Here is a 26,246-nt window from a genome sequence, read left to right on the forward strand (position 1 = left end):
GACGGCCGGGTATTCCCCCGGGATGCGACCGGGGGTCCGGGTCACCGGACGATCGCGCCCGCGTCGCCCTTGTCGCCCGCCGACTGCTTCGTCGCGGCGGCGGGGACCGGCTTGTCGGCGTTCAGCGCGGCCCAGACCTGCCGGTCGGCCTTCTCCAGCGGGATGACGCGGTTGGGGTCGGCGGGGTCGTACTGGACGGGCAGGGTCACCATGTTCACGTGGTCGGAGCCGAGGCCCTTGAGGCCCTTGGCGAAGCCCGCGAGCTTGGTGACCGAGCCGAGATCGGAGTCGGTGGTGACCGCCTTGGTGGCGGTGTCCGCGATGCCGTACAGCTTGCTGCCGTCGAACACGCCCACGCTCTTGACCTGCTGCATCAGCGCCTTGATGAACGCCTGCTGGAGCTGGATGCGGCCGAGGTCGCTGCCGTCGCCGACGCTGTGCCGGGTGCGGACCAGGCCGAGGGACTGCTCGCCGTCCAGGGTGTGGGTGCCGGGTTCGAGGTCCAGGTGGCTGTCCGGGTCGTCGATCGCCTTGGTGGTGGTGATCTCGACGCCGCCGAGCTTGTCGATCAGCTTCTTGAAGCCGGTGAAGTCGACTTCGAGGTAGTGGTCCATGCGGATGCCGGACATGGATTCGACGGTCTTGACCGCGCAGGCGGGCCCGCCTACCTCGTACGCCGTGTTGAACATGGCGCGCTGCTGCCCGGGCACGGGATCGCCGCTGACGTCGCCGGTGCAGTCCGGCCGGGTGACGAGGGTGTCGCGCGGGATGGAGACCACACTCGCGGTCTTGTGTCCCTTGTTGACGTGGACGACCATCGCGGTGTCCGAGCGGGCCGCGCCCTCGTCCGCGCCGTACTCGCCGTTCGCGCCGGAGCGGGAGTCGGAGCCGAGGACGAGGATGTCCTCGGAGCCGTTGTCGACGTTCTCCGGGCGGTCCTTGCCGAGCGCGGTGTTGATGTCGACGGCCTGGAGATTGCCGTTGAGATGGACGTACGCGTAGCCGAGGCCCGCACCGCCCACGACGACCGCTCCGGCCAGGCTCCAGACGGCCAGGCGCTTCGCCCTGCGGCCGCGGGACGGCTTCTTCCGGCGCTTGCCGGTGGCTCGTATTCGGCCGTTGCTCCCGCTTCGCTCGCTCATGCGTCTCCCTCGTTCCGTCGGCTACCCCCTTGCGTTGGCGGCGACAAGAAGCGTGGCACAGGCGGCTGTGGCCCCCGTGTGTGTCCGGAACACCTCGCACGGGCGCGGTGCCGGCCGGCATTCCCGCGCTCACCTGCGGTTTCGTGGGCAGTACAACGGTCGTACGAAGGTGCCGCGCGACGGCGTCCGTGTGGCGAAGGTCTCGGGACGGCAACGGTGTACGGCACAGGGCCGCCCCCGCACCGGAAGTGCGGGGGCGGCCCTGTGTGCTGCCGGCGGGGCGACGACTAGTCGTTGTTGCCCGGGGCCGGCGTCGTCTTCTGGATCTGGAGCAGGAACTCCGCGTTCGACTGGGTCTTCTTCATCCGGTCGAGCAGGAGCTCGATGGCCTGCTGCTGGTCGAGCGCGTGCAGCACCCGGCGCAGCTTCCAGACGATCCCCAACTCCTCGCTGCCGAGCAGGATTTCCTCCTTGCGGGTGGAGGACGCGTCGACGTCCACCGCCGGGAAGATCCGCTTGTCGGAGAGCTTGCGGTCGAGCTTGAGCTCCATGTTGCCGGTGCCCTTGAACTCCTCGAAGATCACCTCGTCCATGCGCGAGCCGGTCTCGACGAGCGCGGTGGCCAGGATGGTCAGCGAGCCGCCGTCCTCGATGTTGCGCGCGGCACCGAAGAAGCGCTTCGGCGGGTAGAGCGCGGTCGAGTCGACACCACCGGACAGGATGCGGCCGGAGGCCGGGGCGGCGAGGTTGTACGCGCGTCCCAGGCGGGTGATCGAGTCCAGCAGGACGACCACGTCGTGGCCCAGCTCCACCAGGCGCTTGGCGCGCTCGATGGCCAGCTCCGCGACCGTGGTGTGGTCCTCGGCGGGGCGGTCGAAGGTCGAGGAGATGACCTCGCCCTTCACCGACCGCTGCATGTCGGTGACCTCTTCCGGACGCTCGTCCACGAGGACGACCATCAGGTGGCACTCGGGGCTGTTGACCGTGATCGCGTTGGCGATGGCCTGGAGGATCATGGTCTTGCCGGTCTTCGGCGGGGCCACGATCAGACCGCGCTGGCCCTTGCCGATGGGGGCGACCAGGTCGATGATCCGCGTCGTCAGGACGTTGGAGTCGGTCTCCAGGCGGAGCCGGTCCTGCGGGTAGAGCGGGGTCAGCTTCTGGAACTCGGGGCGGCCCCGGCCCGATTCGGGCGCTCCGGCGTTGACCGAGTCGAGGCGGACCAGCGCGTTGAACTTCTCGCGGCGCTCGCCGTCCTTGGGCTGGCGCACCGCACCGGTGACGTGGTCGCCCTTGCGCAGGCCGTTCTTGCGGACCTGGGCGAGCGAGACGTACACGTCGTTCGGGCCGGGCAGGTAGCCGGAGGTCCGGATGAACGCGTAGTTGTCGAGGATGTCCAGGATGCCCGCGACGGGGATCAGGACGTCGTCGTCGGTGACGGGCGGGGCGTCGGCGAACTCGTCGCGCCCACGACGGCCCCGGCGGTCGCGGTAGCGCCCGCGACGGCCGCGCCGGCCGCCGTCGTCGTCGAAGCCGTCGTCCTGCGGGCCGTTGTTGCCGCCCTGGTTCTGGCCGCCACCGCCCTGGCCCTGGCGCCGGTTGCCGCCCTGGTCGTCGCCCTTGCCACGCCGGCCGTCGCGCTGGCGGTCGCGGCGCTGCTCGCCCCGGTCCCCGCGCTGGCGGTCGCCGCGGTCGCCCCGGCGGCCCTCGGCGTTGTCCGCGCCGGCCTCGGCCTTGGACTCGGCGGAGCGGTCCTCGGCGGGCGCCTCGTGCTTCTGCTCCTGCTTCGGCTCGTCCTGGGCGCGGTCCTTGGTCTGCGCCTTGGCGTCCGGCTTGCTCTCCGGGCTGCCCGCCTGCGCGGTGGCGCGGCGGCGACGGCGCTCGCCCGCGGGCTGGTCGTCGCTGGCCGGCTGGCCCGGGATGTCGATCTGCTGCTGGGCCGTGGCCTTCTCGGCGGGCGCGGCGGCCGGGGCCTCGTCGGAGCCGGTGCGGGCCTTGGAGGTGGCGCGGCGCTTCGGCTTGGTCTCGGCGCCCTCGGCGGGGGCCGCGGCGGCCTTGGCCTTGGGGGCGGAGGAGCCGCCGCCGGCCTGGGCCTCCTTGATGACCTCGATCAGCTGGCTCTTGCGCATCCGCGCGGTGCCCTTGATGCCGAGGCCGGACGCGACCTGCTGCAGCTCGGCCAGGACCATGCCCTCAAGGCCGGTGCCGGAGCGGCGGCGCCGTGCGGTGGTGCCAGTGGCAGCACCTTCGGCGGGCGCGGCGCTGTCGACGTTCTTGTCGGCAGTCACGCCCATCAGATCGGTGGTGTCGCTCACGAAGGGTCCTTCCCTGGAGCGGACGTCGGCCTTCTGGCTCGGCGACCGGTTGTGCTGTCCGGCTGCGGTCCTCGGTTGGTGCGGCCCGTGCCGGGGCGGTGGACCGCCGGATGGAACGGCGGAGAGATGAGGTGTGCATGTGCCCGGCGCGAGCATCCCCCTGCTCGGTCCCACTCCTGGACGAGCGAGGGGTGTCGTGCCGGTTCCGGAGCGTGCTCGCAACTGCTCAGGCAGGCTGCTCAGGCAGTTGGGGAGGCTCCCGGAAGAAATGGTGGTCCCGGAGGGGACACGAAGCAACGCGCCTCATGGACGTCGATTGCAGACTTGAGGTTAACACTACCGGCTCCAACAAACATTCCCCCTCTCACTCACCGGCAATCACTTCTCGGCCAGCGGCCTCGCGGCTACGGCGTCAGGGGCAGGACGCTCGCGCCCTGCGCGTCGAGAGCGAGCCGGTTGGCCGCCCATCCCTCGCCCGCGAGCGCCGCGACCTTGTCGGCCTCGCCCTCCCCGGCCAGGGCCAGCACGGTCGGTCCCGCGCCGGAGATGACCGCGGGGACGCCCTCGGCGCGCAGCCGGGCCACGAGTTCGACGCTCTCGGCCATGGCGGGCGCGCGGTAGTCCTGGTGCAGCCGGTCCTCGGTGGCCGTGAGCAGCAGCTCGGGGCGCCTGGTCAGGGCCTCTACGAGGAGGGCGGCACGGCCGGCGTTGAACGCGGCGTCCACGTGCGGGACGGTGCGCGGCAGGAGTCCCCGGGCGGTCTCGGTGAGTACCGGCTTGCCGGGGACGAAAACCACCGGAACGATGGAATCAGCCGGATCCATCCTGATCGCGCGGGCGGATGCGCCGTCCATCCAGGCGAGCGTGAATCCGCCGAGCAGGCAGGCCGCGACGTTGTCGGGGTGGCCCTCGATCTCGGTGGCGAGTTCCAGCAGGGCGGCGTCGTCCAGCCGGGCGTCGCCACCGGTCGTCACGGCGCGGGCGGCGACGATTCCGGCGCAGATGGCGGCGGAGGAGGAGCCGAGGCCGCGTCCGTGCGGGATGCGGTTGGCGCAGACGATCTCCAGGCCGCGGGGCTGTCCGCCGAGCAGGTCGAAGGCTGTGCGCAGGGACCGTACGAGCAGGTGCTTCTCGTCGCGGGGCAGGGTGTCCGCGCCCTCACCGGCGATGTCGATGTGCAGTCCGGAGTCGGCGACGCGGACGACGACGTCGTCGTACAGGCCGAGCGACAGGCCGAGGGCGTCGAAACCGGGGCCCAGGTTGGCGCTGGTCGCGGGGACGCGCACCCGGACGGCGGCGGCTCGGAAGGCGGGACCGGCCATCGCTGTGACGACTCTCCTTGTGAGGCGGCGGGGATTCCGGGGGCTGCGGGCGGGAATTCTTCGGGGGAGCCGCAACGGCCCGGGGCACCCCGGCAGATGCGGCGGGGCGGGTTGGGTACAGCTTATCGAAGGAAGGTTCTGTGGCGACATAGGGCGCACAGGAGGCGCACGATGCGTGTCGCAGGCCCGCGGTGCGCTCTTGTTGCCGGAAAGGGCCGGTAGGGCACCCTTTCTGACGTGTCGTCGCCCAGGGCCTTGCGTGGGGATCAGGGGGCCTTGCGTGGGGATCAGGCCGGATCAGGGAGCGGGGCGGGCTGCGGTGCCACGCCCCGCGAGCCCGGCCTGATGCAGACGAAGGACCCTGGCCCCGGGCCGTCGCGCGGACGGACCCGGGGTGAGGCGTTACGTGACTACGCCAGGCCCAGCTTCTCGGCGGCGGCCGCCGCGTCGACCGGAACGGTGACGGGCTGCGGGGCGCCCGCGACGGCCCAGTCGGGGTCCTTGAGGCCGTTCCCGGTCACCGTGCAGACGATGCGCTGGCCGGGGTCGACCTTGCCCTCCTCGGCGGCCTTGAGCAGACCGGCGACGGACGCGGCCGACGCGGGCTCCACGAAGACGCCCTCCTGGGAGGCCAACAGCCGGTACGCGGACAGGATCTGACGGTCCGTGACCTCGTCGATGAAGCCGCCCGACTCGTCGCGCGCGGCCAGCGCGTAGTTCCAGGAGGCCGGGTTGCCGATCCGGATCGCGGTGGCGATGGTCGACGGGTCCTTGACGACCTCGCCGCGCACGATGGGCGCGGAGCCGGACGCCTGGAAGCCCCACATGCGCGGCTTGTGCGTCGACATGCCGTCCCCGGCGTACTCGGTGTAGCCCTTCCAGTACGCGGTGATGTTGCCGGCGTTGCCGACCGGGAGGACGTGGATGTCCGGGGCGTCGCCGAGCGCGTCGACGATCTCGAACGCGGCGGTCTTCTGGCCCTCGATACGGACCGGGTTGACCGAATTGACCAGGGCGACCGGGTAGTTGTCCGAGAGCGAGCGGGCCAGCGTCAGGCAGTCGTCGAAGTTGCCGTCGACCTGGAGGATCTTGGCGCCGTGCACGAGCGCCTGGCCCATCTTGCCGAGCGCGATCTTGCCCTGCGGCACGAGGACCGCGCAGACCATGCCGGCCCGGACCGCGTAGGCGGCGGCCGAGGCGGAGGTGTTGCCGGTGGAGGCGCAGATGACGGCCTGCGCGCCCTCCTCCTTGGCCCGGGTGATGGCCATGGTCATGCCGCGGTCCTTGAAGGACCCGGTGGGGTTGGCGCCCTCGACCTTGAGATGCACCTCGCAGCCCGTGCGCTCGGAGAGGACCTGAGCGGGGACGAGCGGCGTACCGCCCTCACGGAGCGTGACGACCGGCGTCGTGCTCGTGACCGGGAGACGGTCCCGGTACTCCTCGATGATGCCGCGCCACTGGTGGGTGCCCTTGGTGGTCATGGGTCCTTACTCCCCTTCAACACGCATGATGCTGGCGACACCGCGCACGGTGTCGAGCTTGCGCAGCGCCTCGACGGTCCCCGAGAGGGCGGCGTCGGGCGCGCGGTGGGTGACGACGACGAGCGATGCCTCGCCGTCGGTTTCCTGACTGTCCGGCCGGCTCTGCTGGCGGACCGTATCGATGGATACGCCCTGGTCGGCGAAGACCGTCGCGACCTGGGCGAGCACGCCCGGCTTGTCGGCCACGTCGAGGCTGATGTGGTAGCGCGTGACGACGTCGCCCATGGGGCTCACCGGCAGGCGCGTGTACGCGGACTCGCCCGGCCCGGGGGCCTTGTTGAGCTTGTTGCGGCAGACGGCCACGAGGTCGCCGAGGACCGCGGACGCGGTGGGCGCGCCGCCCGCGCCGGGCCCGTAGAACATCAGCTGCCCGGCCGCCTCGGCCTCCACGAAGACCGCGTTGTACGCCTCGCGCACGGAGGCGAGCGGGTGGCTGAGCGGGATCATCGCGGGGTGCACGCGGGCCGTCACGGAGGCGCCGTCGGCGGCGCGCTCGCAGATGGCGAGGAGCTTGACGGTGCAGCCCATGCGGCGGGCGGACGCGATGTCGGCGGCGGTGACCTCGGTGATGCCCTCGCGGTGCACGTCGCCGATGCGGACCCGGGTGTGGAAGGCGATCCCGGCGAGGATCGCGGCCTTCGCGGCGGCGTCGAAGCCCTCCACGTCGGCGGTGGGGTCGGCCTCCGCGTAACCGAGGGCGGTGGCCTCGTCCAGCGCCTCCGAGTATCCGGCGCCGCTGGTGTCCATCTTGTCGAGGATGAAGTTGGTGGTGCCGTTGACGATGCCGAGCACCCGGTTGACCTTGTCGCCGGCCAGGGACTCGCGCAGCGGCCGTACGAGCGGGATGGCGCCGGCCACGGCGGCCTCGTAGTAGAGGTCCCGGCCGTACTGCTCGGCGGCGGCGTGCAGGGCCGCGCCGTCCTCGGCGAGCAGGGCCTTGTTGGCGGAGACCACGCTCGCGCCGTGCTCGAAGGCGGTCCTGATCAGCGTGCGGGCGGGCTCGATGCCGCCGATGACCTCGATGACGACGTCGAGGTCGCCGCGTTTGGCGAGGGCGGTCGCGTCCGTGGTGATCAGGGCGGGGTCGATGCCCTCGCGCACCTTGGAAGGCCGGCGGACGGCGACACCGGCGAGCTCCACCGGTGCGCCGATGCGCGCGGCGAGGTCGTCGGCGTGCGTCGTCATGATGCGCGCCACCTCTGAGCCGACCACACCACAGCCCAGCAGCGCCACCTTCAGCGGACGCGTACGCATCATCCGACCTCGTTTCCTTTACACCTGTAGTACGGACCAGTCTCACTCACCGGACGGGTGTTCCCGCCACCCGTCCGGATCCTGAGATGTTTACGGGGACAGCGTGGTACGCCCCCGGAAATACGGCATCAGCCGACATCGAGACGCAGGAGATCTTCCTCCGTCTCGCGCCGGACGATCACCCGCGCCTCCCCGTCCCGCACGGCGACGACCGGGGGCCGCAGGGCGTGGTTGTAGTTGCTCGCCATGGAGCGGCAGTACGCGCCGGTGGCGGGCACGGCGATGAGGTCGCCGGGGGCCAGGTCGGCCGGCAGGAAGGCGTCCTTGACCACGATGTCGCCGCTCTCGCAGTGCTTGCCGACGACCCGCACGAGCATCGGTTCGGCGTCCGAGGTCCGCGAGGCGAGCGCGACGCTGTACTCGGCGTCGTACAGCGCGGTCCTGATGTTGTCCGACATGCCGCCGTCGACGCTCACGTAGGTGCGCAGGCCCTCCAGCGGCTTGACCGTGCCGACCTCGTACAGCGTGAAGGCGGTCGGGCCGACGATGGCGCGGCCGGGCTCGACGGAGATGCGGGGGGTGGCGAGCCCGGCGGCCTCGCACTCGCGGGTCACGATGTCGCCGAGCGACTTGGCGATCTCGTGCGGTTCGCGCGGGTCGTCCTCGGAGGTGTACGCGATGCCGAGGCCGCCGCCGAGGTCGATCTCGGGCAGCTCGACGCCGTGCTCGTCGCGCACCTCGGCGAGCAGCTGCACGACGCGGCGGGCCGAGACCTCGAAGCCGGCCATGTCGAAGATCTGGGATCCGATGTGGGAGTGGATGCCGACGAGTTCGAGCCCGTCCAGGGTGAGCGCCCGGCGGACGGCCTCGGCGGCCTGTCCCCCGGCCAGCGCGATGCCGAACTTCTGGTCCTCGTGGGCGGTGGCGATGAACTCGTGGGTGTGCGCCTCGACGCCGACGGTGACCCGGATCTGGACGCGCTGGCGCTTGCCGAGGCCCTGTGCGACGTGGGCGACGCGGACGATCTCCTGGAAGGAGTCGAGGACGATCCGCCCGACGCCCGCCGCGACGGCGCGCTCGATCTCCTCGACGGTCTTGTTGTTGCCGTGGAAGGCGATGCGCTCGGCGGGCATTCCGGCGTCGAGCGCGGTGGCCAGCTCGCCGCCCGAGCAGACGTCGAGGTTGAGCCCCTCCTCCTTGAGCCAGCGCACGACGGCCCGGGACAGGAACGCCTTGCCTGCGTAGAAGACGTCGGCGCCGGGCCCGAAGGCGTCGGCCCAGGCGCGGCAGCGGGCCCGGAAGTCGGTCTCGTCCAGGAAGTAGGCGGGGGTGCCGAACTCCTCGGCGAGCCGGGAGACCGTGAGTCCGCCGACGGTCAGGGCGCCGTGCTCGTCGCGGGTGACGGTGCGGGACCACACCTTCTCGTCCAGGACGTTGAGGTCGTCGGCGGGGGCGAGGTAGTGGCCCTCGGACATGACGTCGGCGTGACGGGGTCCGGCGGGGTGTGCGGATCGGCTCATCGTGTGGCTCTGCTCTCTCGGGTGCTCAGAGGTGTTCGGGCGCGCTGACGCCGAGCAGGGACAGGCCGCCGGCCAGCACCGTCCCGGCGGCTTCGGCGAGGGCCGTCCGGGAGCGGTGGGCGGCCGAGGGTTTCTCGTCCCCGACGGGAAGCGGTGGGGCGGCGTCGTGGAAGTCGAAGAAGGCGGCGGCGACCGCTTCGAGGTGCCGGGCGAGCCGGTCGGGGGCGCGGTGCCGGGCGGCGGCCGCGAGGACGTCGGGGTGCGCGTCGAGCAGCGTGAGCAGGGGGGCGGCCCCGGTGGTGTCGATGTCCTCGCCGGACCCCGCGGCGGCGAGGCCGAGCCGGTCCGCGCCCCGGAGCACGGCGCGGGCGCGGGCGTGTGCGTAGCGGACGCGGAAGAGGGCGTTGGCCTCGGTCTGCGCGATGAGCCCGGGCCCGAGGGCGGCGCGGTCGTGACCGGCGGCGCGGAGCAGGCCCCAGCGGGCGGCGTCGGGGCCGAGCCGGGTCAGCAGGGCGGCGGCGGTGTCCCCGGCGGGGACGGGGCGTATCGGGGCTTCGGCCGGGACACCGGGGTCCTCCGCGGGCGTCTCGTACGCCTCCGCGCTCACCCCGAGCCGCGTCCAGTCCGGGTCCGGCTCCCCCTCGCAGGCGAGGCGTACGCCGGCGCCCTGCGCGATCAGGAGGCGGCGGGCGGCGTCGGCGGTGACGGCGGCCCGGACCTCGCGGGCGTGGACGAGCCGCACCCGCTGTCCGGCGAGGGAGTCCCCGTACCCGTACCGCCGCCCCTGCTCCCGCACCCGGTGGACGAGGTCGCGGTGGGCGGCGGCGCCGGTGGCGGCGTCGAGCGTGAAGTTGAGGAAGCCGGGTCCGGTGATCTCGACCCCGGCGACTCCGGGGGCTCCGGCGAGCCGGTCGCGCAGGATCTCGGCGACCTCGCGGGCGCGGAGGCCGGCGGGTCCCGCGAGCTGGAGCGCGACGGCGCTGGCGTAGTCGCCGCGCCCGCCGGGCCGGGTCCTCTCCACCCGCACGCGCGCGGGCACGGGCGCGCGCAGGGCGTCCTCGCGGACCGCGCGGCGCACGGCGTGCAGCACGGTCGTGGAGAGATCGACGGGGGTCACGGGACAAGCGTATGGGAGGAAGGGGGGCCCTTCGCGAACCGGTTTCGCCATGCGGTCAGCCGGCGGCGCTCTCCGCCCGCCCGGCCCCCGGCCCGCTGACCGGCGCGACCGCCCGGCCGCGCTCCACGAGCCGGCGCACCAGCGTCACCAGCTCGCCCGGCTCGAACGGCTTGGCGAGGAACGCGTCCACTCCGGCGGCGACCCCGTGGTCCACCTCGTACGGCGTGCAGGCACTGACGATCGCGAGCGGCACGTGCCCGGTGCGCGGGTCGGACCGCAGCCGGGTGGCGGTCTGGAGGCCGTCGAGCCGGGGCATGACCACATCGAGCGTGATCACGTCGGGTCGGACCTGGTGCACGAGATCCAGACACTCGACACCATCGCCCGCGGTCACGACCTCGAAGCCCTCCAGCTCAAGGTTGACCCTGATCAACTGCCGGATGACCTTGTTGTCGTCGACAACAAGCACGCGGCCGCATGCCCCAGACACCCTTCGAGAGTAGGCGCACCGGAGGGGCTGCGTCCGGGTTTTGCCCACTTCCGCCCCCGGAGGAGGCACCGCGAGGATGGCCAGATGTGTGTGCGAGGGGGCGCGCACCCTCACGCGATGACGCGGAATACCTGTTCACGGGCACCCCGTCGGAGCTGGTAGTGTTTCACCCGTCGCAGAGCAGCACAGCGATACGCCCCCGTAGCTCAGGGGATAGAGCATCGGCCTCCGGAGCCGGGTGCGCAGGTTCGAATCCTGCCGGGGGCACTTCGCAGGAAGTGCCGAAAAGACCCCGCCGTCAGTGGAAACACTGAGGTCGGGGTCTTCGCGTATGTACGATGCGGCCGAGCCGCGCCGTCCGTCGCGCGTGTGTCCTGGGGGGAACATGTTCTTCATCGTCGTGGGGTTGCTCCTCGCGCTCGTCTTCACGGCCTTCGGGGTGCGGATGGCCCTGAACGCCACCGAGATGGCGCGACACCGCGAAGAGGCCATCGCGCTGTGGGCGCTCACCGCGGGAAGGTCCGCCACGTCGCGTTTCGCCTGGCCCGCTGCGCTCTTCCGCTGCATCGGCGTGCTCAGCGCACTGGCCGGCACGGCGGCGGCGCTGTTCGCGGTCGCGGCTTTGATCGCCACCGTCTGAGGCCACGCGGACCGGCGGCAGGGACGTCCCCGCCCTCGTGCGTCCGGGGCCAGTTCCAGCTCCGCCGCGACCGTCCTGTCCACCCGGACGCGGTCCGGCACCTCCCGGCGGGCGGCTGGCGTCGACACCAGGAGCAGGCCACGTACTGCGGTGGGGCGTACGCGGTCAGCGGGTCCGCATCAGGTCCCGTAGCCCGGGGACCCGGGCCGGGGCGTCAGCGGTGTCCGGTCGCGTCAGCCCTGCAACGCGGACGCAGTGTGCGCGTACGCGCACGAAAAGTAGGTGGTACGCGGTCCCCGGTCCGGCCATGGCCCCGGCGCTCGCCCTCTGGCCCGCCGCTTGGGGCGAGTTCGTCGCGTACGCCGTCCAGGGCTGAGCCACACGGCTGTGCCCCGCACCGGCCGGTGCGGGGCACAGTCGTGTGCGGTGGCTCAGGCGACCGGCAGGCCCGGTGCCGGGTACGCGTCCATCAGTTCCTTCACCTCGGCGCGGACCCCCGTGATCACGGACTCGTCGCCCGCCCGGGCAGCCGTGACCACGCGGTCGATCCACCCCGCGATCGTGGCCATCTCCGTGGCGGGGATGCCCCGGGACGTCAGCGCGGGCGTGCCGAGGCGGATGCCGGACGGGTCGAAGGGCTTGCGGGGGTCGTAGGGGACCGCGTTGTAGTTGGCGACGATGCCTGCCCGGTCCAGGGCTTTGGCCGCCGTCTTGCCGGGGAGGTCCTTGGTCGTGAGGTCGATCAGGAGCAGGTGGTTGTCGGTGCCGCCGGAGACCAGGTCGAAGCCGCGGGCCGCCAACTCCTCGCCCAGGCAACGGGCGTTGGCCACCACCGCGTGGGCGTAGGCGCGGAAGTCCGGGGTGGCCGCCTCCTTCAGGGCTACGCCGATGGCCGCCGTGGTCTGGTTGTGCGGGCCGCCCTGGAGGCCGGGGAAGACGGCGCGGTCCAGCGCGCGGGCGTGCTCGGCGCGGCTGAGGAGCATCGCGCCGCGCGGGCCGCGCAGGGTCTTGTGGGTGGTGGTGGAGACGACGTCCACGTGCGGCGCGGGCGAGGGGTGGGCGCCGCCCGCGATCAGGCCCGCGATGTGGGCGATGTCCGCGACCAGGACCGCGCCGACCTCGCGGGCGATCTCCGCGAAGCCCGCGAAGTCGATCTCGCGGGGCACGGCGGTGCCGCCGCAGAAGATCAGCTTGGGCCGCTCGGCCAGGGCCAGGTCGCGGACCTCGTCCAGGTCGACGCGGCCGGTGTCGCGGCGCACGCCGTACTGGACGCCGTTGAACCAGGTGCCGGTGGCGGAGACGCCCCAGCCGTGCGTGAGGTGGCCGCCCATGGGCAGGGCCATGCCGAGCACGGTGTCGCCGGGCTTGAGGAAGGCCAGGTAGACGGCGAGGTTGGCCGGTGAGCCGGAGTACGGCTGGACGTTGGCGTGGTCCATGCCGAAGAGGGCCCGGGCGCGCTCGGCGGTCAGGGTCTCGACCTGGTCGATGATCTGCTGGCCCTCGTAGTACCGCTTGCCGGGGTAGCCCTCGGAGTACTTGTTCTGGAGCACGGTGCCGGACGCTTCCAGTACTGCGGCGGAGACGTAGTTCTCGCTGGGGATCAGGCGCAGGGTGTCCGCCTGGAGCTGCTCCTCGGCGGCCACGAGGGCGGCGAGTTCAGGGTCGGTCGTCGCCAGGGCGGGGTGGCGGGGCTGTGCGGGTACGGACGCGGTCACGGGTTCCTCCCGGGTCGGTCGCATGGCTGCGGCGTGGACCCGGATGCCCAGGCGGACGGCTCTCCGGCATGACGCCCCCGGGCGCGCCCGGGGTGTGCCGCTCCCTCGTGGTCGATTCCACTGAGCACCCCGCCAGGAGGTGCGCGCCAGTCGCGGCCCTCCGTACCTTACCGGGCGGCCGGGACAGGGGCGCAATGATCATCTACCCGGTGATTCCGGGTGAACCGGCCTCCGGCCGGGCGTGCTTGGCCGAGTCTTGGTCAATGCATGCCCCCTGCATGAATCGTTCCTCGCCAGAGTGGCGCATTACATGTGCACTTCATTCGGCACATGCTCCGTACGCGAGACCCATATCGCAGGGGGTTGTTGTTTTGATATTCAGCCGCGCCGGACGACGCGCCGGGCTGAGCATGGCAGTGACACTGCCGCTGCTCGCCGGGGCGCTCGCCCTCGGGATGCCCGACGCCAGTGCCGATTCCGCGCACGGGGCCCGGAACGCGTTGCAGGGCACCAAACCGGCCTGGGCGACCGCCTCGGCCGACCGGGGGGCCGCTTCCGACTCCACGAAGGTGGCCGTCCGGGTGCACCTCGCGGGCCGGGACGCGAAGGGCCTCGCCGCCTACGCCGCCGCCGTGTCGGATCCGGACTCCTCCTCGTACGGGAAGTTCCTGAGCCCCGCGCAGGCGCGGGCCCGGTTCGGGGCCACCCAGGCGCAGATCGACCGGGTCGGCCAGTGGCTGGAGGCCGGCGGGCTGACGGTCACCGGGGCGAACGAGCACTACGTCTCAGCCACCGGCGACGTCGCCGCGGTCGAGAAGGCGTTCTCCACCCAGCTGCGCAACTACCGGAAGGGCGGACGCACTTACCGGGCACCGTCCGCCACCGCCTCGGTCCCCGCCGAGCTGGGTGACGCCGTGCTCGCCGTGTCCGGCCTGGACAACGCCCCGCACACCTCGCGCCACGACGACGTGCTGCCGCCGCCGGACGCCGTGTTCCGCAATTCCGGCCCGCTCTCCACGTACTTCGGGTCGAAGACGGCTTCCTCGCTGCCGGACGCGTACGGCTCGAAGGCGCCGTACGCGGTCAAGGGCTACACCGGAAAGCAGCTGCGTGCCGCGTACGGGGCCGGGGGCTACACCGGCAAGGGTGTGACCGTCGCGATCACCGACGCCTACGCCTCGCCGACCATCGCGGAGGACGCCGCCGAGTACGCGAAGCGCAACGGTGACGCGCCCTACAAGCGCGGCCAGTTGAGCCAGGTGCTGCCCGACGGGTACACGAAGACCGAGGAGTGCGGAGCGTCCGGCTGGTACGGCGAGGAGACCCTCGACGTCGAGGCCGTGCACGCGGTCGCGCCCGCCGCCGGCATCGTCTACGTGGGCGGCGCCTCCTGCTACGACAACGACCTGCTGGACTCGCTGAACAAGGTGGTCGACCACCACCTCGCGGACATCGTCTCCAACTCCTGGGGCGACGTGGAGGCCAACCAGACCCCGGACCTGGCGCTCGCCTACGACCAGGTGTTCAAGATGGGCGCGGTCGAGGGCATCGGCTTCTACTTCTCCTCCGGCGACGCGGGCGACAACGTCGACTCGACCGGCACCAAGCAGATCGACGTCCCGTCCGACTCGGCCTGGGTGACCTCGGTCGGCGGCACCGCGCTCGCGGTCGGCGAGCACGACAAGTACCTCTGGGAAACCGGCTGGGGCACGCTCAACGCCCCGCTGGCGGCGGACGGCCGCAGCTGGGAAGGGTTCCCCGGCGCGTACACCTCGGGCGCGGGCGGCGGCACCAGCTCCACGGTGGAGCAGCCGTTCTACCAGCGCGGGATCGTGCCCGACGCGATGGCGCGGGCGAACGGGAAGACCCGGATGCGCACGGCCCCGGACATCGCCGCCGTCGCGGACCCGAACACCGGCTTCCTGGTCGGGCAGACCCAGACCCTGCCCGACGGTTCGCTCGGCTACGACGAGTACCGCATCGGCGGCACCTCGCTGGCGGCCCCGGTCATCGCGGGCGTCCAGGCCCTGGCGCAGCAGGCCCGGCACGGGCAGCCGATCGGCTTCGCCAACCCGGCGATCTACGCCCGGTACGGCTCCAAGGCGTACCACGACGTGACCGACCACCCGCTGGGCGCACACCGTGACCTGGCGGTCGTCCGGGTGGACTACGTCAACGGCTACGACGCCGCGGACGGTCTGCGGACCACCGTGCGCAGCCTGGGCAAGGACGCCTCGCTGTCGGCCGTGCGCGGCTACGACGACGTGACGGGCGTCGGCACCCCGGCCGCCGGGTATGTGAGCTCCTACCGCCGGCGCTGACCGCCCGGCGCTGGGACGAGCGGGGCCGGCCACCGATCACGGTGGCCGGCCCCGCGTCGTTTCGCACCGGCGTCAGGCCGAGGCGCGTTTGCGGGACGTCGTGCTCTTGGAGCCCGTCTTCTTCGCCGCCGTCTTCTTGGCCGCCGTCTTCTTCGCGGTGCTCTTGGCGGCCGTCTTCCTGGCCGCCGGCTTGCCCTTGCCGCTCGCCGTGGACTTCTTGCCGCCGGTGGACTTGGGCGAGGAGGCGGACTTCTTGGCGGCGCCGCCCGACGACTTGCGGTCCGCCAGGGACGTGACGTCCGCGACGGAGTCCTCCCCCTCCTCGCCCCGGGCCTCCTTCGCCGCCTTGACGCTGCTCTCCAGGGCCGCGAGCAGGTCGATGACCTTGCCGCCCCCCTTCGCGCCCTTGTCGGCCGGCTCCGGCGCCTCGCCCGACGCCTTCGCGGCGATCAGCTCCTCGACCGCCTCCCGGTAGTCGTCGTGCAGCGAGTCCATGTCGACCTCGCCGAGGGTGTCCATCAGGGCGTCCGCGAGGTCCAGCTCCGCATCGCGCACGGTCACGTCGGACTCCGGGGCGACGCCCTCGGGGGCCCGGATCTCGTCCGGCCAGAGCAGCCCGTGCATGGCGATCACGTCGTCCACGACCCGGAGCATGCCGAGCCGCTCGCGCCCGCGCAGCGCGTATTTGGCGAGGGCCACCTTCCGGCTCCGCTTCAGGGCCTCGCGCAGCAGGGTGTACGGCTTCGCCGCCGGGACGCCGTTGGCCGAGAGGTAGTAGGCCGCGTCCATCTGGAGCGGGTCGATCGCGTCGGCCGGGACGAAGGCCACGATCTCGATGGTCTTCGCGGTGGGCAGCGGCAGATGGCTCAGGTCCTCGTCGGTGATCGGGATCATGGTGCCGTCGGCGTCCTCGTACGCCTTGCCGATCTCGGCGGACGTCACCTCCTCCCCGTCCAGCTCGCACACCTTGCGGTAGCGGATGCGCCCGCCGTCCTCGACGTGGATCTGCCGGAACGAGATCGAGTGGTTCTCGGTGGCGTTGACCAGCTTGATCGGGATGCTGACCAGCCCGAAGGAGATGGCGCCGTTCCAGATGGACCTCACGATTCACCCCTTGAATCCGCATTTACGGAGAAAGATGCGTTATGCGTGTGATTCTTATCGTATGACGCCGATCACCGAGGTGGAGGGGCGACGGCTGTCCCTGAGCAATCTGGACAAGGTGCTGTATCCGGCCACCGGCACCACGAAGGGCGAGGTGCTGCACTACTACGCGGCCACGGCGTCCGGGGTGCTGCTCGCTCACCTGCGGGACCGGCCGGTGTCCTTCCTGCGCTATCCGGACGGGCCGGAGGGCCAGCTGTTCTTCACCAAGAACCCGCCGCCGGGTACTCCGTCCTGGGTACGCCGGGCCCCGGTCCCGCACCGCGAGAGCGAGCCGTCCGAACAGGTGGTCCTGGGGGACCTCGCCTCGCTGATGTGGGCCGCCAACCTGGTGGTGGAGTTCCACACCCCGCAGTGGCGGGCCGACACCCCCGCGGTGGCCGACCGGCTGGTCCTCGACCTGGACCCGGGGCCGCCCGCCACGGTGGTCGAGTGCTGCCGGGTCGCGCTGTGGCTGCGGGAGCGACTGGCCGAGGACGGTCTCACGGCCTACGGGAAGACCTCGGGCGCCAAGGGCCTGCACCTGCTGGTCCCGATCGTCCCCACGGACTCGGCGGCGGTGTCGGCGTACGCGAAGGGGCTGGCCGTGCGCGCGGAGAAGGAGCTCCCGGACCTGGTGGTGCACCGGATGCGCAAGGCGCTGCGGCCGGGCAAGGTCTTCGTCGACTTCAGCCAGAACGCCGCCGCGAAGACGACAGCCACGCCTTACACCCTGCGCGCCCGCGCCGAACCGGCCGTCTCGGCTCCGGTGACCTGGGCGGAGATCGAGGGCTGCCGCTCCCCCGGCGATCTGGTGTTCCTGGCGGACGCCATGGCGGCACGCCTCGACCGGCACGGCGATCTGCTGGCCCCGCTCTGCGAACCGGAGGAGGGACGGCCGCTTCCGCACGCGTAGCCGCCGCGCATACCCCACGCACGCGAACCTTGTCATGTCACAGGGCAAAACCTCGCCGGACATGACCGGATCGCCCGAGCCGTGGTGCACACTCTGCGCAGACACTGCGTGTGTGACGTCGGCGGGGAGGCGATGGCGTGTTCGCGGGGATCGAAGAGGTCGACTGGGCCTCGATGAGACATGCCTACGGACCGGCGGACGACGTGCCGGCGCTGCTGCGGGGGCTGGCATCCCCCGATCCCGGGGAGCGGGAACGGGCGCTGGACGGGATGTACGGGGCGGTGCACCACCAGGGCGAGGTCTATCCGTGCACGCTGGCCTGCATCCCCTTCCTCTTCGAGCTGGTCGCCGATCCCTGGGTGCCGGACCGGGGCGACATAGTCGAGTTACTGACCAGCATCGGCGGCATCGACCTCGGCTCGGACGACGAGGAGGAGATCGGCGAGGACGAGGCGGAGGGCGCCGCCAACTACGCGATGGCCGCGGCGGCCGTCACCGCCGGTGCCGGGGTCTTCTTCGCGCTGCTGGCCGACGAGGACCCCGGTGTGCGGCTGAGCGCCCCGCTCGCGCTGGCCGCCCTGCACGACGACCCGGCCAGGGTGCTGGCCCTGCTGCGGGCGCGGCTGGCGGCGGAGCGGGACGAGGAGGTGCGGCTCGCGCTGGTCGAGGCGGCGGGGCGGCTCGCCCTGCGCCACCGGCCGCTGGTGGGTCCGGTCGCCGACTGGCTCGGCCGGCTCGCGGGCGACCCCGGCCCGCCGGGACTGCGGCTCGCGGCCCTGGCCCAGCTGGCGCGCTGCGCCCCGCGCTCGCTGCCGGGCGACGTGGTGCCCGTGGTGACGGGCCTGCTGGGGCAGCTGCGCACCTCGTCCGCCGGCCCGAACGGTCCCCGGGCGCGCCCCGTCGAGCCGCCTGGGCCGGGAGCCGAGGCGTTCCCGGTGTCGCTGCGGGGGCAGGTGCGGGCGCTGTCCGCCGAGGAGACGGCGGGGCGTGCCGCGCCCTGGACCGCGGATCTGCTGCGCACGCTGCACGCCGGGCTCGACGACCGGGTCGCCGAGCGGGCCGCGCTCCTGGCCGGCCAGCTGCGCAGCCCCGACCCCTGGCAGCGCGCCGACGCCGTCCGCATGAGCGACCGGCTGATCGGCGGCTGGCGGGGTTCGTACGAGGAGCTGGTGCGGGTGGTGGGCGAGCAGCTGGCCGCGCCCGAGCCGAGGCTCGCCGAGGCGGCCGCACACCTGCTGGAGGGGCTCTTCGGGCTGGCCGCCCCGGCGGCGGACGCGCTGGCGGCGCGGGTCGCGGCGGACCCCGGGGCCTGGGTGCGGACCTGTCCGGACGGGCGGCCCCGGCTGGACAGTGCGGCGACGGCCCTGGCCCGGCTGGGCGACCCGCGCGCCCTGCCCGCGCTGACGGCGGCTCTCGGCCATCCCCTGGTGCCGCCCGAGGTGGGGACCGGGATCGCCCGCCTGGGCGAGGCGGCCCGGCCGCTGACCGGCGCGTTGCAGCGGCGGCTGGGCGAGGCGGTGCTCGGCGAGTGCGCGTTCGACCGGGTCGGCCCGCTGCTGAGCGCCCTCACCGCACTCCGGGCGGGCGCGGCGGCCCCGGAGGTGCTGGGGGTGCTGCGCCGGGCCCAGGAGCCCGGGGGCGAGCGGCTGCGTACGGCGGCTTTACGGGCGCTCGCCGCCTTCGGACCCGCCTCGCTCTGCGCCGTACCGGAGCTGCGGGCCCTGGTGCGGCGGACCGGCACGGTGGAGGCGGCGGAGGCGGCCGGGGCGCTGTGGGCGGTGGAGGGGGACGCCGACGCGGTGCTGCCCGCGCTGACCGCTGGGCTGGCCGCCTGGGACGTGGACGCGCGACGGGCGGCGGCGGACGCGGTGCGGCGGCTCGGGGGGCGGGCGGCGGCGACCGCGCCCCGGCTGCGGGAGCTGCTGTACGACGCGAACGTGGGGCTGCGGGTGGACGCGGCGATCGCTCTGTGGGAGGTTTCCGGTCGTGCCGAGGAGTCCGTCCCGGTACTGCTGGCCGCCTGGGAGCAGAACCGCCGGGTCCGGGTCCGGGTGGCGGAATGCCTGGCGCGGACGGGGCCCGCTGGTGCAGGGTCGGACGCGGCACGTGTGCTGCTCGCCGAGCTCACTTCCGTACGCCGTCACAACGCGCCGGAAGGCGCCTACGGCAGCCACGACACGTACACCGACGAAAAGCTGCTGGCGCTCTGCCGCCGGGCGCTCCCGGGGAACACGGGGAAGGAACCGACATGATCATTTTCGGCACGCGGGGTTATCTGTACCAGCTGGCGATCCTCACACTGGTCTGCGGCTGGTGCGGGAATCCGGCCGCGCACACGCTGCGCAAGCGGGTCACGAAGTTCACGCTGTTCTTCGTGCCGCTGTTCCCGATCTCGACGTCGTACGCCACGCAGTGCACGTTCTGCGGCGGCGAGCAGCGGATACCGAAGGAGCAGGCCGAGCAGCTGCTGGCCCAGCAGGCGGCCTCGCAGGGCGGGAACCCGTTCGGCCAGGCGCCGCAGCAGGGTTACGCGCCGGGCGCCTCGGGTCCTTCGGGGCAGGGGCAGAACCCGTACCAGCAGTAGTCGGCGCCGTCCTGACCGCGCATCAGCACCGGATGCGCCATCAGCACTAAATACACATAAGAGACTTCCTTCCGCATAGGGTCGGCGGGGTCGGCCCGCCTGCCCGCCGGGAACGGAGGAAGTCATGCGTCTGCGGCTGCCCGCCCTGCTGCCCCTGGGCGCCGTGCTGCTGGCCGGCTGCGGCACCGGCGGAGAGCTGCGGAGCGCCGGGCCGGCGCCGCCCGCGCACGGCCCGGTGCGGCTGTGGCCGACGCTCCCCCCGGCGTCCGCCGCCCCCTACGACTACGGTGAGGGCGAGACCGCACGCATCCCCGGCATCCGGGTCACCGGCGGCGATGTGCGCCGGCTCGACCCGGTCGCGGTGGTGCGGGCGGGCCTGGAGGTGCCGCCCGAGCGGGCCGGGGAGGGCGGCGAGCTGCCGGCCCGTACGGTGGAGCTGGTGCGGGCCTGCCGGTCGGCGCCCCGGACCTGCCCGGTGCTGCCGCCGTACTTCCGGGATCTCACGGGCGACGGCCGGGACGAGATGGTCCTCGCGGTCCGCTTGCCCGGCCGCCAGCTGTCCGTACGGGTCTACATGCCGGAGTCCGGCGGGCTGACCCGGATCATGTCCACCTCGGACGCGGTCATCAGCGTCCAGCTGGCCGGGCGCGACCTGATCATGCGGGCGCCGTCGGCGATCACGGGCTACGAATACCGCACGGCCTGGTCCTGGGACGGGCGGCAGCGCGCGATGCTGCCGACGCAGGACGAGATCCTGCGCACCCGGGACGGCGGGCGGCGCACGCCGGTGCCGCGCCCCTCCGCCCCGCGCACGCCCCGGCCCACGGCCTCCCTTTCGGCGGAGCGCAGGTGAGCCGTCGGACGCGGGCCCCGCGGCGGCGTTCCCGGCCGCGCCTCCCGGCCTGGACGGCGACGCTTACCTGGAAGGCCGCGGTGTTCATCACCGTGATGTGCTGCGTGCTCGCCGCGCTCCTCGGCGTCCTGGTGCACACCGCGGTCACCCGCCAGACCGTCGGGCACTCCCGCGAGAAGTCCCTCGCCCGGCTGACGGCGGTGTCGCGCGCGTACGAGGCGGGCGAGGCGCTGCCGCCGCGCTCCGGGGTCGATCCGCCGGAGCTGCCCGGGCCGTTGCGGGCACTGGCGGCGGGCGGGCGGCGCGGGACGATGGTCGGCCGGCTCACCGGGCGGCCGGTGATGTGGGCGGCGGCCCCGGCGGACGGCGGGCACGCGCTGGCCGCCTGGACCGACTACGGCCAGAGCGCCCGCACCATCAACGGCCTGGACGGGGCGATCTTCGGCTCCTCGGTGCTGGCGATCGGCGCCACGCTGCTGGTCGGCGCGTTCGCGGTCACCCGGGTCACCCGGCGGCTGCACCAGACGGCGCGGGTGGCCCGGCGCATCGGGGCGGGCGACCTGGACGCCCGCGTCAACGACCCGCGCACGGCGGACCCGTCGCGGCGGCAGGACGAGGTCGCCGTCGTCGCCGGGGCGCTCGACACCATGGCGTCGGCGCTCCAGCGCAAGCTCCAGGCGGAGCAGCGGTTCACGGCGGACGTGGCGCACGAGCTGCGGACCCCGCTCACCGGTCTGTCGGCCGCCGCCGAGCTGCTGCCGCCGGGCCGCCCGTCGGAGCTGGTGCAGGACCGGGCCCGGGCCCTGCGCGCCCTGACCGAGGACCTGCTGGAGATCTCCCGGCTGGACGCCCGCACCGAACACGTCGACCTGGCCGTCCACGAGCTCGCCCCGCTGGCCGCCCGCGCCGCGCAGGGCACGGACACCCGGGTCGAGGTCACCGGTGAGCCGGTGCGGGTCGAGACGGACAGGCGGCGCCTGGAACGCGTCCTGGGCAACCTGATCGGCAATGCCCACCGGCACGGCAGGCCCCCCGTGGTGCTGACCGTCGACGGACCCGTGGTGACCGTGCGGGACCACGGCGACGGGTACCCGGAATACCTGACGGCGGGCGGCCCGCAGCGCTTCCGCACCGAGGGCGGCGGCAAGGGGCACGGCCTCGGGCTGACCATCGCGGCCGGCCAGGCCGAGGTGATGGGCGCGGCACTCACGTTCGGCAACGCTCCGGACGGCGGGGCGGTGGCCCGGCTGACGCTGCCCCGGTACGTACGGCCGGAGAGCGAAGACTCCTAGGACCCGTGCGCGCCGCGACATAACCGACATAACACCCGCGTCTTGCTACGTTGCGGGGCATGACCGCATCGACGGCGGACGCACCCCCGCCCGAGCTGCGCCTGCCCAGGCGGCGCGGCGTGGAACTCTCGCTCCTCATCGGGGCCGTCCTCATCTCCGTCTACGGCTACGCCGCGGTCGGGCTCGCCCACGACGACGCGGTCCCGCCCGATGTCGCGGGATACGGCGGCGGGCTCGGGCTGCTGGCGCTGCTCGCGCATCTCGCGGTACGGCTCCGCGCCCCGTACGCCGATCCGCTGCTGCTGCCCATCGCCGTCCTGCTCAACGGGATCGGCCTGGTGCTGATCTACCGGCTGGACCTGGAGACCCCGGGCGACCGGGCGGCGACGACCCAGCTGATCTGGTCCACGATCGGCGTCGCGTTCTTCATCGCGGTCGTGGTGTTCCTGCGCGACCACCGCATCCTCCAGCGCTACGCGTACGTGTCGGTGGCCGCCGCGCTGGTCCTGATGATCGTGCCGATCTTCTTCCCGGCCGTGAACGGGGCGAAGATCTGGATCCGGGTCGGCGGCTTCTCCTTCCAGCCCGGCGAGTTCGCCAAGATCCTGCTCGCGGTGTTCTTCGCCGCCTACCTCGCGGCGAACAGCAACGCGCTCGCGTACACCGGCCGCAAGGTCTGGAGGTTCCAGCTGCCCACCGGGCGGGTGCTCGGCCCGATCGTGGCGATCTGGCTGCTCAGCGTCGGCGTCCTGGTCCTGGAACGCGATCTGGGCACCTCGCTGCTCTTCTTCGGCCTGTTCGTGATCCTGCTGTACGTGGCGACCGGGCGCCGGGGCTGGATCGCGGTCGGGCTGCTGCTCGCGGCGGTCGGCGCGTTCGTCGTCGGCTCGTTCGAACCGCATGTGCACAGCAGGGTGCAGGACTGGCTCGACCCGTTCGCCTCGATCGACGCAGGACGCGGGCCCGGCCAGCTGGCCCAGTCGCTGTTCGCCTTCGCGGCCGGCGGGATGCTCGGTACGGGGCTGGGCCTCGGCCACTCCGTGCTCATCGGGTTCGCCGCCAAGTCCGACTTCATCCTGGCGACGGCGGGCGAGGAGCTGGGATACGCGGGGCTGACCGCGCTCTTCCTGCTGTACGCGCTGCTGGTGGCGCGCGGATTCCGGGCGGGGCTCTCGCTGCGCGACGCGTTCGGGCGGCTGCTCTCGATCGGCCTCGCCTCGATCCTGGCGCTCCAGGTCTTCGTGATCGCGGGCGGGGTGATGGGGCTGATCCCGCTGACCGGGATGGCGATGCCGTTCCTGGCGCAGGGCGGTTCGTCCGTGGTCACCAACTGGATCATCGTGGCGCTGCTGATCCGGGTGAGCGATCTCGCCCGCAGACCGGCACCGGACGAGGTGGAGACGGGAGTCGTGGCGTCGGTCCCGGCGGAGCTCCCCGGTACGGAGAAGCCTCACGGTGCGGAGGACGAGCGGTGATCCGCTACATCCGGCACGCCGCCGCGTTCTGTCTGCTGCTGCTCGTGGCGCTGCTGGCCAACGCCGCCCGGGTCCAGGTCTTCGAGGCCGACACGCTGGACGACAACCCGGCCAACCGCCGCAACACCATCGCCCGTTACGACCAGCCGCGCGGCAACATCCTGGTCGACGGGCGGCCCGTGACCGGCTCGAAGGACACCGGCGAGCAGCTGGCGTACGAGCGGACCTACCGCTACGGGCCGCTGTACGCGCCGGTGACCGGCTACGCCTCGCAGACGTACGGCACCACCCTCATCGAGAACGCCGAGGACGGGATCCTCGCCGGCACCGACCCGCTGCTCGCCCCGCTCCCCCTGTGGGGCGAGGTCACCCGGACCCAGCAGCCGGGCGGGGACGTCGTGACCACGGTCCGGGACGCGATGCAGCGCGCCGCGTACGAGGGCCTGGGCAACCGGCGGGGCGCGGTGGCCGCCGTCGAACCGGCGACGGGGCGCATCCTGGCCCTGGTCTCGACCCCTTCGTACGACCCCGGGCGGCTCTCCGGCACCGGCTCGTCCGTCACGGACGCCTGGCGGGAGCTGAACGAGGCGGAGAGCCGGCCCATGCTCGACCGCGCGATCCGGCAGACCTATCCGCCGGGCTCCACGTTCAAGATCGTCACGGCGGCGGCCGCCCTGGACGCGGAGGTCGTCACCGATCCGGACGCGGAGACCGACACCCCGTCCCCGTACGTCCTGCCGGGCACGTCGACCGTGCTGCCCAACGAGTCGCGCGGCTGCGAGAAGGCGTCCCTCGCCGACGCGATCCGGGTCTCCTGCAACACCGTCATGGCGCACCTCGGGGTGGAGGTCGGGCTCGACGGGATGGTGGCGGCGGCCGAGCGGTTCGGCTTCAACGACACCGGTCTGAAGATCCCGTCCGGGGTGGCGAAGAGCAACTTCGACACGGAGATGAGCGACGACCAGCTGGCGCAGTCCTCGATCGGCCAGTTCGACACCACCGCGACCCCGCTCCAGATGGCGATGGTCGCGGCGGCCGTCGCCAACGGCGGGGAGCTGATGTACCCGCACCTCGTGGAGCGGACGACCAAGCACGACGGGGCGACGGTACGCACCACGGGGTCGCGCTCCTACCACCGGGCGATGAACCCCATGACGGCGACACAGCTGCGGCAGATGATGATCGACGTCGTCCAGGACGGTACGGGGTCGAACGCGGCGATCGACGGGGCGACGGTCGGCGGCAAGACCGGCACCGCCCAGCACGGCGTCGACAACTCGGACCTGCCGTACGCCTGGTTCATCTCCTGGGCGCAGGCCGACGGCGCGCCCCGCCCGGCGGTCGCGGTCGCCGTGGTCGTGGAGGACGCCGAGGCCGACCGCGCGGACATCAGCGGCGGCGGCAGCGCGGCCCCGATCGCCCGTGCGGTGATGGAGGCGGCCCTGGAAGACTGAGCGCATGACGGCATACCGGGACTTGAGCGCGGTGCTGGCCGCGATCGCCCGCGAGGACCCGGGGCTCCGCGCCTTCCTCGACGTCTGGCCCGAGGACGCGCTCGCCCGGCTCCCCGCCGCGTCCCGGCTGCCGCTGGCCGGGCTCCCCTTCGCGGTGAAGGGCCCCGCCGGCCTCCGCTCGTACGCGGCGCACCGGCTGATCGCGGCGGGCGGCGTCCCGGTCGGCTCGACCTCCGTGCCCGGTCCGGGGACGTACTGGCAGACGTGGGGCCTCGGCAGGCACGGCCGTACGGTCAACCCCTGGCGCCCGGACCGGACTCCGGGCGGCTCCTCGGCGGGCTCGGCGGCGGCGGTCGCGGCGGGCCTGGTGCCGCTGGCGACGGGCAGCGACGGGGCGGGGTCGGTGCGCATCCCGGCCGCCTGGTGCGGGGTGTTCGGCCTGAAGACGACGAACGGCCTGCTGCCCTCACCGGACCGGTCCGGGCTCGCGTCGGCCGGGGTGCTGGCGGCCTCGGCGGCGGAGGCGGAGACGTATCTGCGCTGTGTCCTGGACGACTACGCCCCGGCCGCTCCCCCGCTGCCGCTGTCCGCCGCCTTCAGCCCGGACCTGGGCTTCGCGGACACCGAGCCGGAGGTGGCGGCGGTGGTGCGGGGCGCGGTGCGGCGGCTGGAGGCGGCCGGGGTCGTGCGGCTCGACGGGGGCGGCTGCGATCTGCTGGACCCGGCGTCGGCCTGGTTCGCGGTGCGGCGCGGGGACGTACGCCCGCCGGAGGCGGAGGTGCGCGCGGAGAACGACCGCCGCCTGGACGCCTTCTTCGCCCGGACGCCCCTGCTCCTGACTCCGGTCACGCCCAACCGCCCGCACGGCCACGAAGGTCCGGGCGACACCTTCTCGACGGCGCTGACCTGGGCGTTCAACCTGAGCGGGCATCCGGCGGCGAGCGTGCCGGCCGGATTCACCGGGGACGGCTGCCCGGTGGGGCTCCAACTGGTCGCCGCCCGGGGGCGGGACGCGGAGCTGCTGGGCGCCGCGGGGGCGGTGGAGCGGGCGCTGCCGGGGCCGGGTAGGCCGTTCGCACACGTACGCGGACCTCGTGGATGAGTACGTGTACTCAGGGCGGCACGGCGGCCGGGGCGGCAGGCTGGACCCCG

At 73.2% G+C, this 26,246-nt stretch carries 20 protein-coding genes and 1 tRNA gene; 11 read left to right on the top strand and 10 right to left on the bottom strand.

The window, feature by feature from the left end; translation table 11 throughout:
- Nucleotides 1-41: 41 nt before the first annotated feature.
- The 8 genes from ACZ6C6_RS10675 to ACZ6C6_RS10710 form a co-directional block, all read right to left on the bottom strand.
- Nucleotides 42-1,142 (bottom strand): LCP family protein, encoded by a 1,101-nt coding sequence (locus tag ACZ6C6_RS10675; RefSeq protein WP_469201249.1) that lies wholly within the window; start codon nucleotides 1,140-1,142, stop codon nucleotides 42-44.
- Between the two features lie 287 nt (nucleotides 1,143-1,429).
- Nucleotides 1,430-3,457: a transcription termination factor Rho gene (gene rho, locus ACZ6C6_RS10680; protein WP_469201251.1), complete on the bottom strand. Its 2,028-nt coding sequence runs from the start codon at nucleotides 3,455-3,457 to the stop codon at nucleotides 1,430-1,432.
- Nucleotides 3,458-3,861: 404 nt separating this feature from the next.
- Entirely contained in the window at nucleotides 3,862-4,779 is a 918-nt protein-coding gene (thrB, locus tag ACZ6C6_RS10685; RefSeq protein WP_469201253.1) for a homoserine kinase, read from the bottom strand.
- Between the two features lie 410 nt (nucleotides 4,780-5,189).
- Nucleotides 5,190-6,260 carry a threonine synthase gene (gene thrC / locus ACZ6C6_RS10690; protein ID WP_073963920.1) on the bottom strand — a complete coding sequence of 357 codons (1,071 nt, stop codon included), beginning with the start codon at nucleotides 6,258-6,260 and terminating at the stop codon, nucleotides 5,190-5,192.
- A gap of 6 nt (nucleotides 6,261-6,266) precedes the next feature.
- A complete protein-coding gene (locus ACZ6C6_RS10695; protein WP_469201256.1) occupies nucleotides 6,267-7,577 on the bottom strand; it encodes a homoserine dehydrogenase in 1,311 nt (436 codons plus the stop codon).
- 125 nt (nucleotides 7,578-7,702) lie between these two features.
- Nucleotides 7,703-9,094 (bottom strand): diaminopimelate decarboxylase, encoded by a 1,392-nt coding sequence (lysA, locus tag ACZ6C6_RS10700; protein WP_469201258.1) that lies wholly within the window; start codon nucleotides 9,092-9,094, stop codon nucleotides 7,703-7,705.
- Nucleotides 9,095-9,119: 25 nt separating this feature from the next.
- Complete coding sequence (gene nrtL, locus ACZ6C6_RS10705) at nucleotides 9,120-10,211, bottom strand: ArgS-related anticodon-binding protein NrtL (protein WP_469201260.1); 1,092 nt, start codon at nucleotides 10,209-10,211, stop codon at nucleotides 9,120-9,122.
- Between the two features lie 55 nt (nucleotides 10,212-10,266).
- The gene (locus ACZ6C6_RS10710) at nucleotides 10,267-10,680 is read right to left on the bottom strand and encodes a response regulator (protein ID WP_469201262.1); all 414 of its coding nucleotides are present in this window, start codon (nucleotides 10,678-10,680) and stop codon (nucleotides 10,267-10,269) included.
- Nucleotides 10,681-10,896: 216 nt separating this feature from the next.
- Between ACZ6C6_RS10710 and ACZ6C6_RS10715 the strand changes: the two genes are divergently transcribed.
- A tRNA-Arg gene (locus ACZ6C6_RS10715) sits at nucleotides 10,897-10,968 on the top strand.
- A gap of 118 nt (nucleotides 10,969-11,086) precedes the next feature.
- Nucleotides 11,087-11,341 (top strand): hypothetical protein, encoded by a 255-nt coding sequence (locus tag ACZ6C6_RS10720; RefSeq protein ID WP_469201264.1) that lies wholly within the window; start codon nucleotides 11,087-11,089, stop codon nucleotides 11,339-11,341.
- A gap of 431 nt (nucleotides 11,342-11,772) precedes the next feature.
- On the opposite strand, the gene ACZ6C6_RS10725 is transcribed toward ACZ6C6_RS10720, so the two are convergent.
- The gene (locus ACZ6C6_RS10725) at nucleotides 11,773-13,056 is read right to left on the bottom strand and encodes a serine hydroxymethyltransferase (protein ID WP_469201266.1); all 1,284 of its coding nucleotides are present in this window, start codon (nucleotides 13,054-13,056) and stop codon (nucleotides 11,773-11,775) included.
- A gap of 410 nt (nucleotides 13,057-13,466) precedes the next feature.
- Here ACZ6C6_RS10725 and ACZ6C6_RS10730 point away from each other — a divergent pair, with 410 nt between their 5' ends.
- Nucleotides 13,467-15,377 (top strand): S53 family peptidase, encoded by a 1,911-nt coding sequence (locus ACZ6C6_RS10730; protein WP_469201268.1) that lies wholly within the window; start codon nucleotides 13,467-13,469, stop codon nucleotides 15,375-15,377.
- A 72-nt stretch (nucleotides 15,378-15,449) separates the two neighbouring features.
- On the opposite strand, the gene ku is transcribed toward ACZ6C6_RS10730, so the two are convergent.
- Entirely contained in the window at nucleotides 15,450-16,481 is a 1,032-nt protein-coding gene (gene ku / locus ACZ6C6_RS10735) for a non-homologous end joining protein Ku (protein ID WP_469201271.1), read from the bottom strand.
- A 61-nt stretch (nucleotides 16,482-16,542) separates the two neighbouring features.
- On the opposite strand from ku, the gene ligD reads away from it, so the two are divergent.
- The 8 genes from ligD to ACZ6C6_RS10775 all read left to right on the top strand — a co-directional run bounded on the left by ligD (nucleotide 16,543) and on the right by ACZ6C6_RS10775 (nucleotide 26,196).
- Nucleotides 16,543-17,436: a non-homologous end-joining DNA ligase gene (gene ligD / locus ACZ6C6_RS10740; protein WP_469201273.1), complete on the top strand. Its 894-nt coding sequence runs from the start codon at nucleotides 16,543-16,545 to the stop codon at nucleotides 17,434-17,436.
- Between the two features lie 137 nt (nucleotides 17,437-17,573).
- Nucleotides 17,574-19,688 (top strand): PBS lyase, encoded by a 2,115-nt coding sequence (locus tag ACZ6C6_RS10745; RefSeq protein ID WP_469201274.1) that lies wholly within the window; start codon nucleotides 17,574-17,576, stop codon nucleotides 19,686-19,688.
- Nucleotides 19,685-20,020, top strand: coding sequence for a zinc ribbon domain-containing protein (locus ACZ6C6_RS10750; RefSeq protein WP_383306612.1), 336 nt, complete (start codon nucleotides 19,685-19,687; stop codon nucleotides 20,018-20,020). Before ACZ6C6_RS10745 ends, ACZ6C6_RS10750 begins: the two co-directional genes overlap by 4 nt.
- Before the next feature lie 124 nt (nucleotides 20,021-20,144).
- The gene (locus ACZ6C6_RS10755; RefSeq protein ID WP_469201277.1) at nucleotides 20,145-20,873 is read left to right on the top strand and encodes a hypothetical protein; all 729 of its coding nucleotides are present in this window, start codon (nucleotides 20,145-20,147) and stop codon (nucleotides 20,871-20,873) included.
- Nucleotides 20,870-22,165 carry an ATP-binding protein gene (locus tag ACZ6C6_RS10760; protein ID WP_469201279.1) on the top strand — a complete coding sequence of 432 codons (1,296 nt, stop codon included), beginning with the start codon at nucleotides 20,870-20,872 and terminating at the stop codon, nucleotides 22,163-22,165. Before ACZ6C6_RS10755 ends, ACZ6C6_RS10760 begins: the two co-directional genes overlap by 4 nt.
- Before the next feature lie 59 nt (nucleotides 22,166-22,224).
- On the top strand, nucleotides 22,225-23,640 hold the full coding sequence (locus tag ACZ6C6_RS10765; RefSeq protein ID WP_469201281.1) for an FtsW/RodA/SpoVE family cell cycle protein: 1,416 nt from the start codon (nucleotides 22,225-22,227) through the stop codon (nucleotides 23,638-23,640).
- On the top strand, nucleotides 23,637-25,094 hold the full coding sequence (locus ACZ6C6_RS10770) for a penicillin-binding transpeptidase domain-containing protein (RefSeq protein ID WP_469201283.1): 1,458 nt from the start codon (nucleotides 23,637-23,639) through the stop codon (nucleotides 25,092-25,094). The genes ACZ6C6_RS10765 and ACZ6C6_RS10770 overlap by 4 nt, the downstream gene beginning before the upstream one ends.
- Nucleotides 25,095-25,098: 4 nt before the next feature.
- Complete coding sequence (locus ACZ6C6_RS10775) at nucleotides 25,099-26,196, top strand: amidase (RefSeq protein ID WP_469201285.1); 1,098 nt, start codon at nucleotides 25,099-25,101, stop codon at nucleotides 26,194-26,196.
- The last annotated feature ends 50 nt before the right edge of the window (nucleotides 26,197-26,246 follow it).

The organism is Streptomyces sp. NPDC041814, from assembly GCF_055590565.1.

Coding starts and splice junctions, on each gene's coding strand:
- ligD (WP_469201273.1), top strand. CDS start 16,543: ATGACGCCGATCACCGAGGTGGAGGGGCGACGGCTGTCCCTGAGCAAT.
- ACZ6C6_RS10720 (WP_469201264.1), top strand. CDS start 11,087: ATGTTCTTCATCGTCGTGGGGTTGCTCCTCGCGCTCGTCTTCACGGCC.
- ACZ6C6_RS10695 (WP_469201256.1), bottom strand. CDS start 7,577: ATGATGCGTACGCGTCCGCTGAAGGTGGCGCTGCTGGGCTGTGGTGTG.
- ACZ6C6_RS10775 (WP_469201285.1), top strand. CDS start 25,099: ATGACGGCATACCGGGACTTGAGCGCGGTGCTGGCCGCGATCGCCCGC.
- ACZ6C6_RS10730 (WP_469201268.1), top strand. CDS start 13,467: ATGGCAGTGACACTGCCGCTGCTCGCCGGGGCGCTCGCCCTCGGGATG.
- lysA (WP_469201258.1), bottom strand. CDS start 9,094: ATGAGCCGATCCGCACACCCCGCCGGACCCCGTCACGCCGACGTCATG.
- ACZ6C6_RS10765 (WP_469201281.1), top strand. CDS start 22,225: ATGACCGCATCGACGGCGGACGCACCCCCGCCCGAGCTGCGCCTGCCC.
- ACZ6C6_RS10750 (WP_383306612.1), top strand. CDS start 19,685: ATGATCATTTTCGGCACGCGGGGTTATCTGTACCAGCTGGCGATCCTC.
- ACZ6C6_RS10675 (WP_469201249.1), bottom strand. CDS start 1,142: ATGAGCGAGCGAAGCGGGAGCAACGGCCGAATACGAGCCACCGGCAAG.
- thrC (WP_073963920.1), bottom strand. CDS start 6,260: ATGACCACCAAGGGCACCCACCAGTGGCGCGGCATCATCGAGGAGTAC.
- thrB (WP_469201253.1), bottom strand. CDS start 4,779: ATGGCCGGTCCCGCCTTCCGAGCCGCCGCCGTCCGGGTGCGCGTCCCC.
- ACZ6C6_RS10755 (WP_469201277.1), top strand. CDS start 20,145: ATGCGTCTGCGGCTGCCCGCCCTGCTGCCCCTGGGCGCCGTGCTGCTG.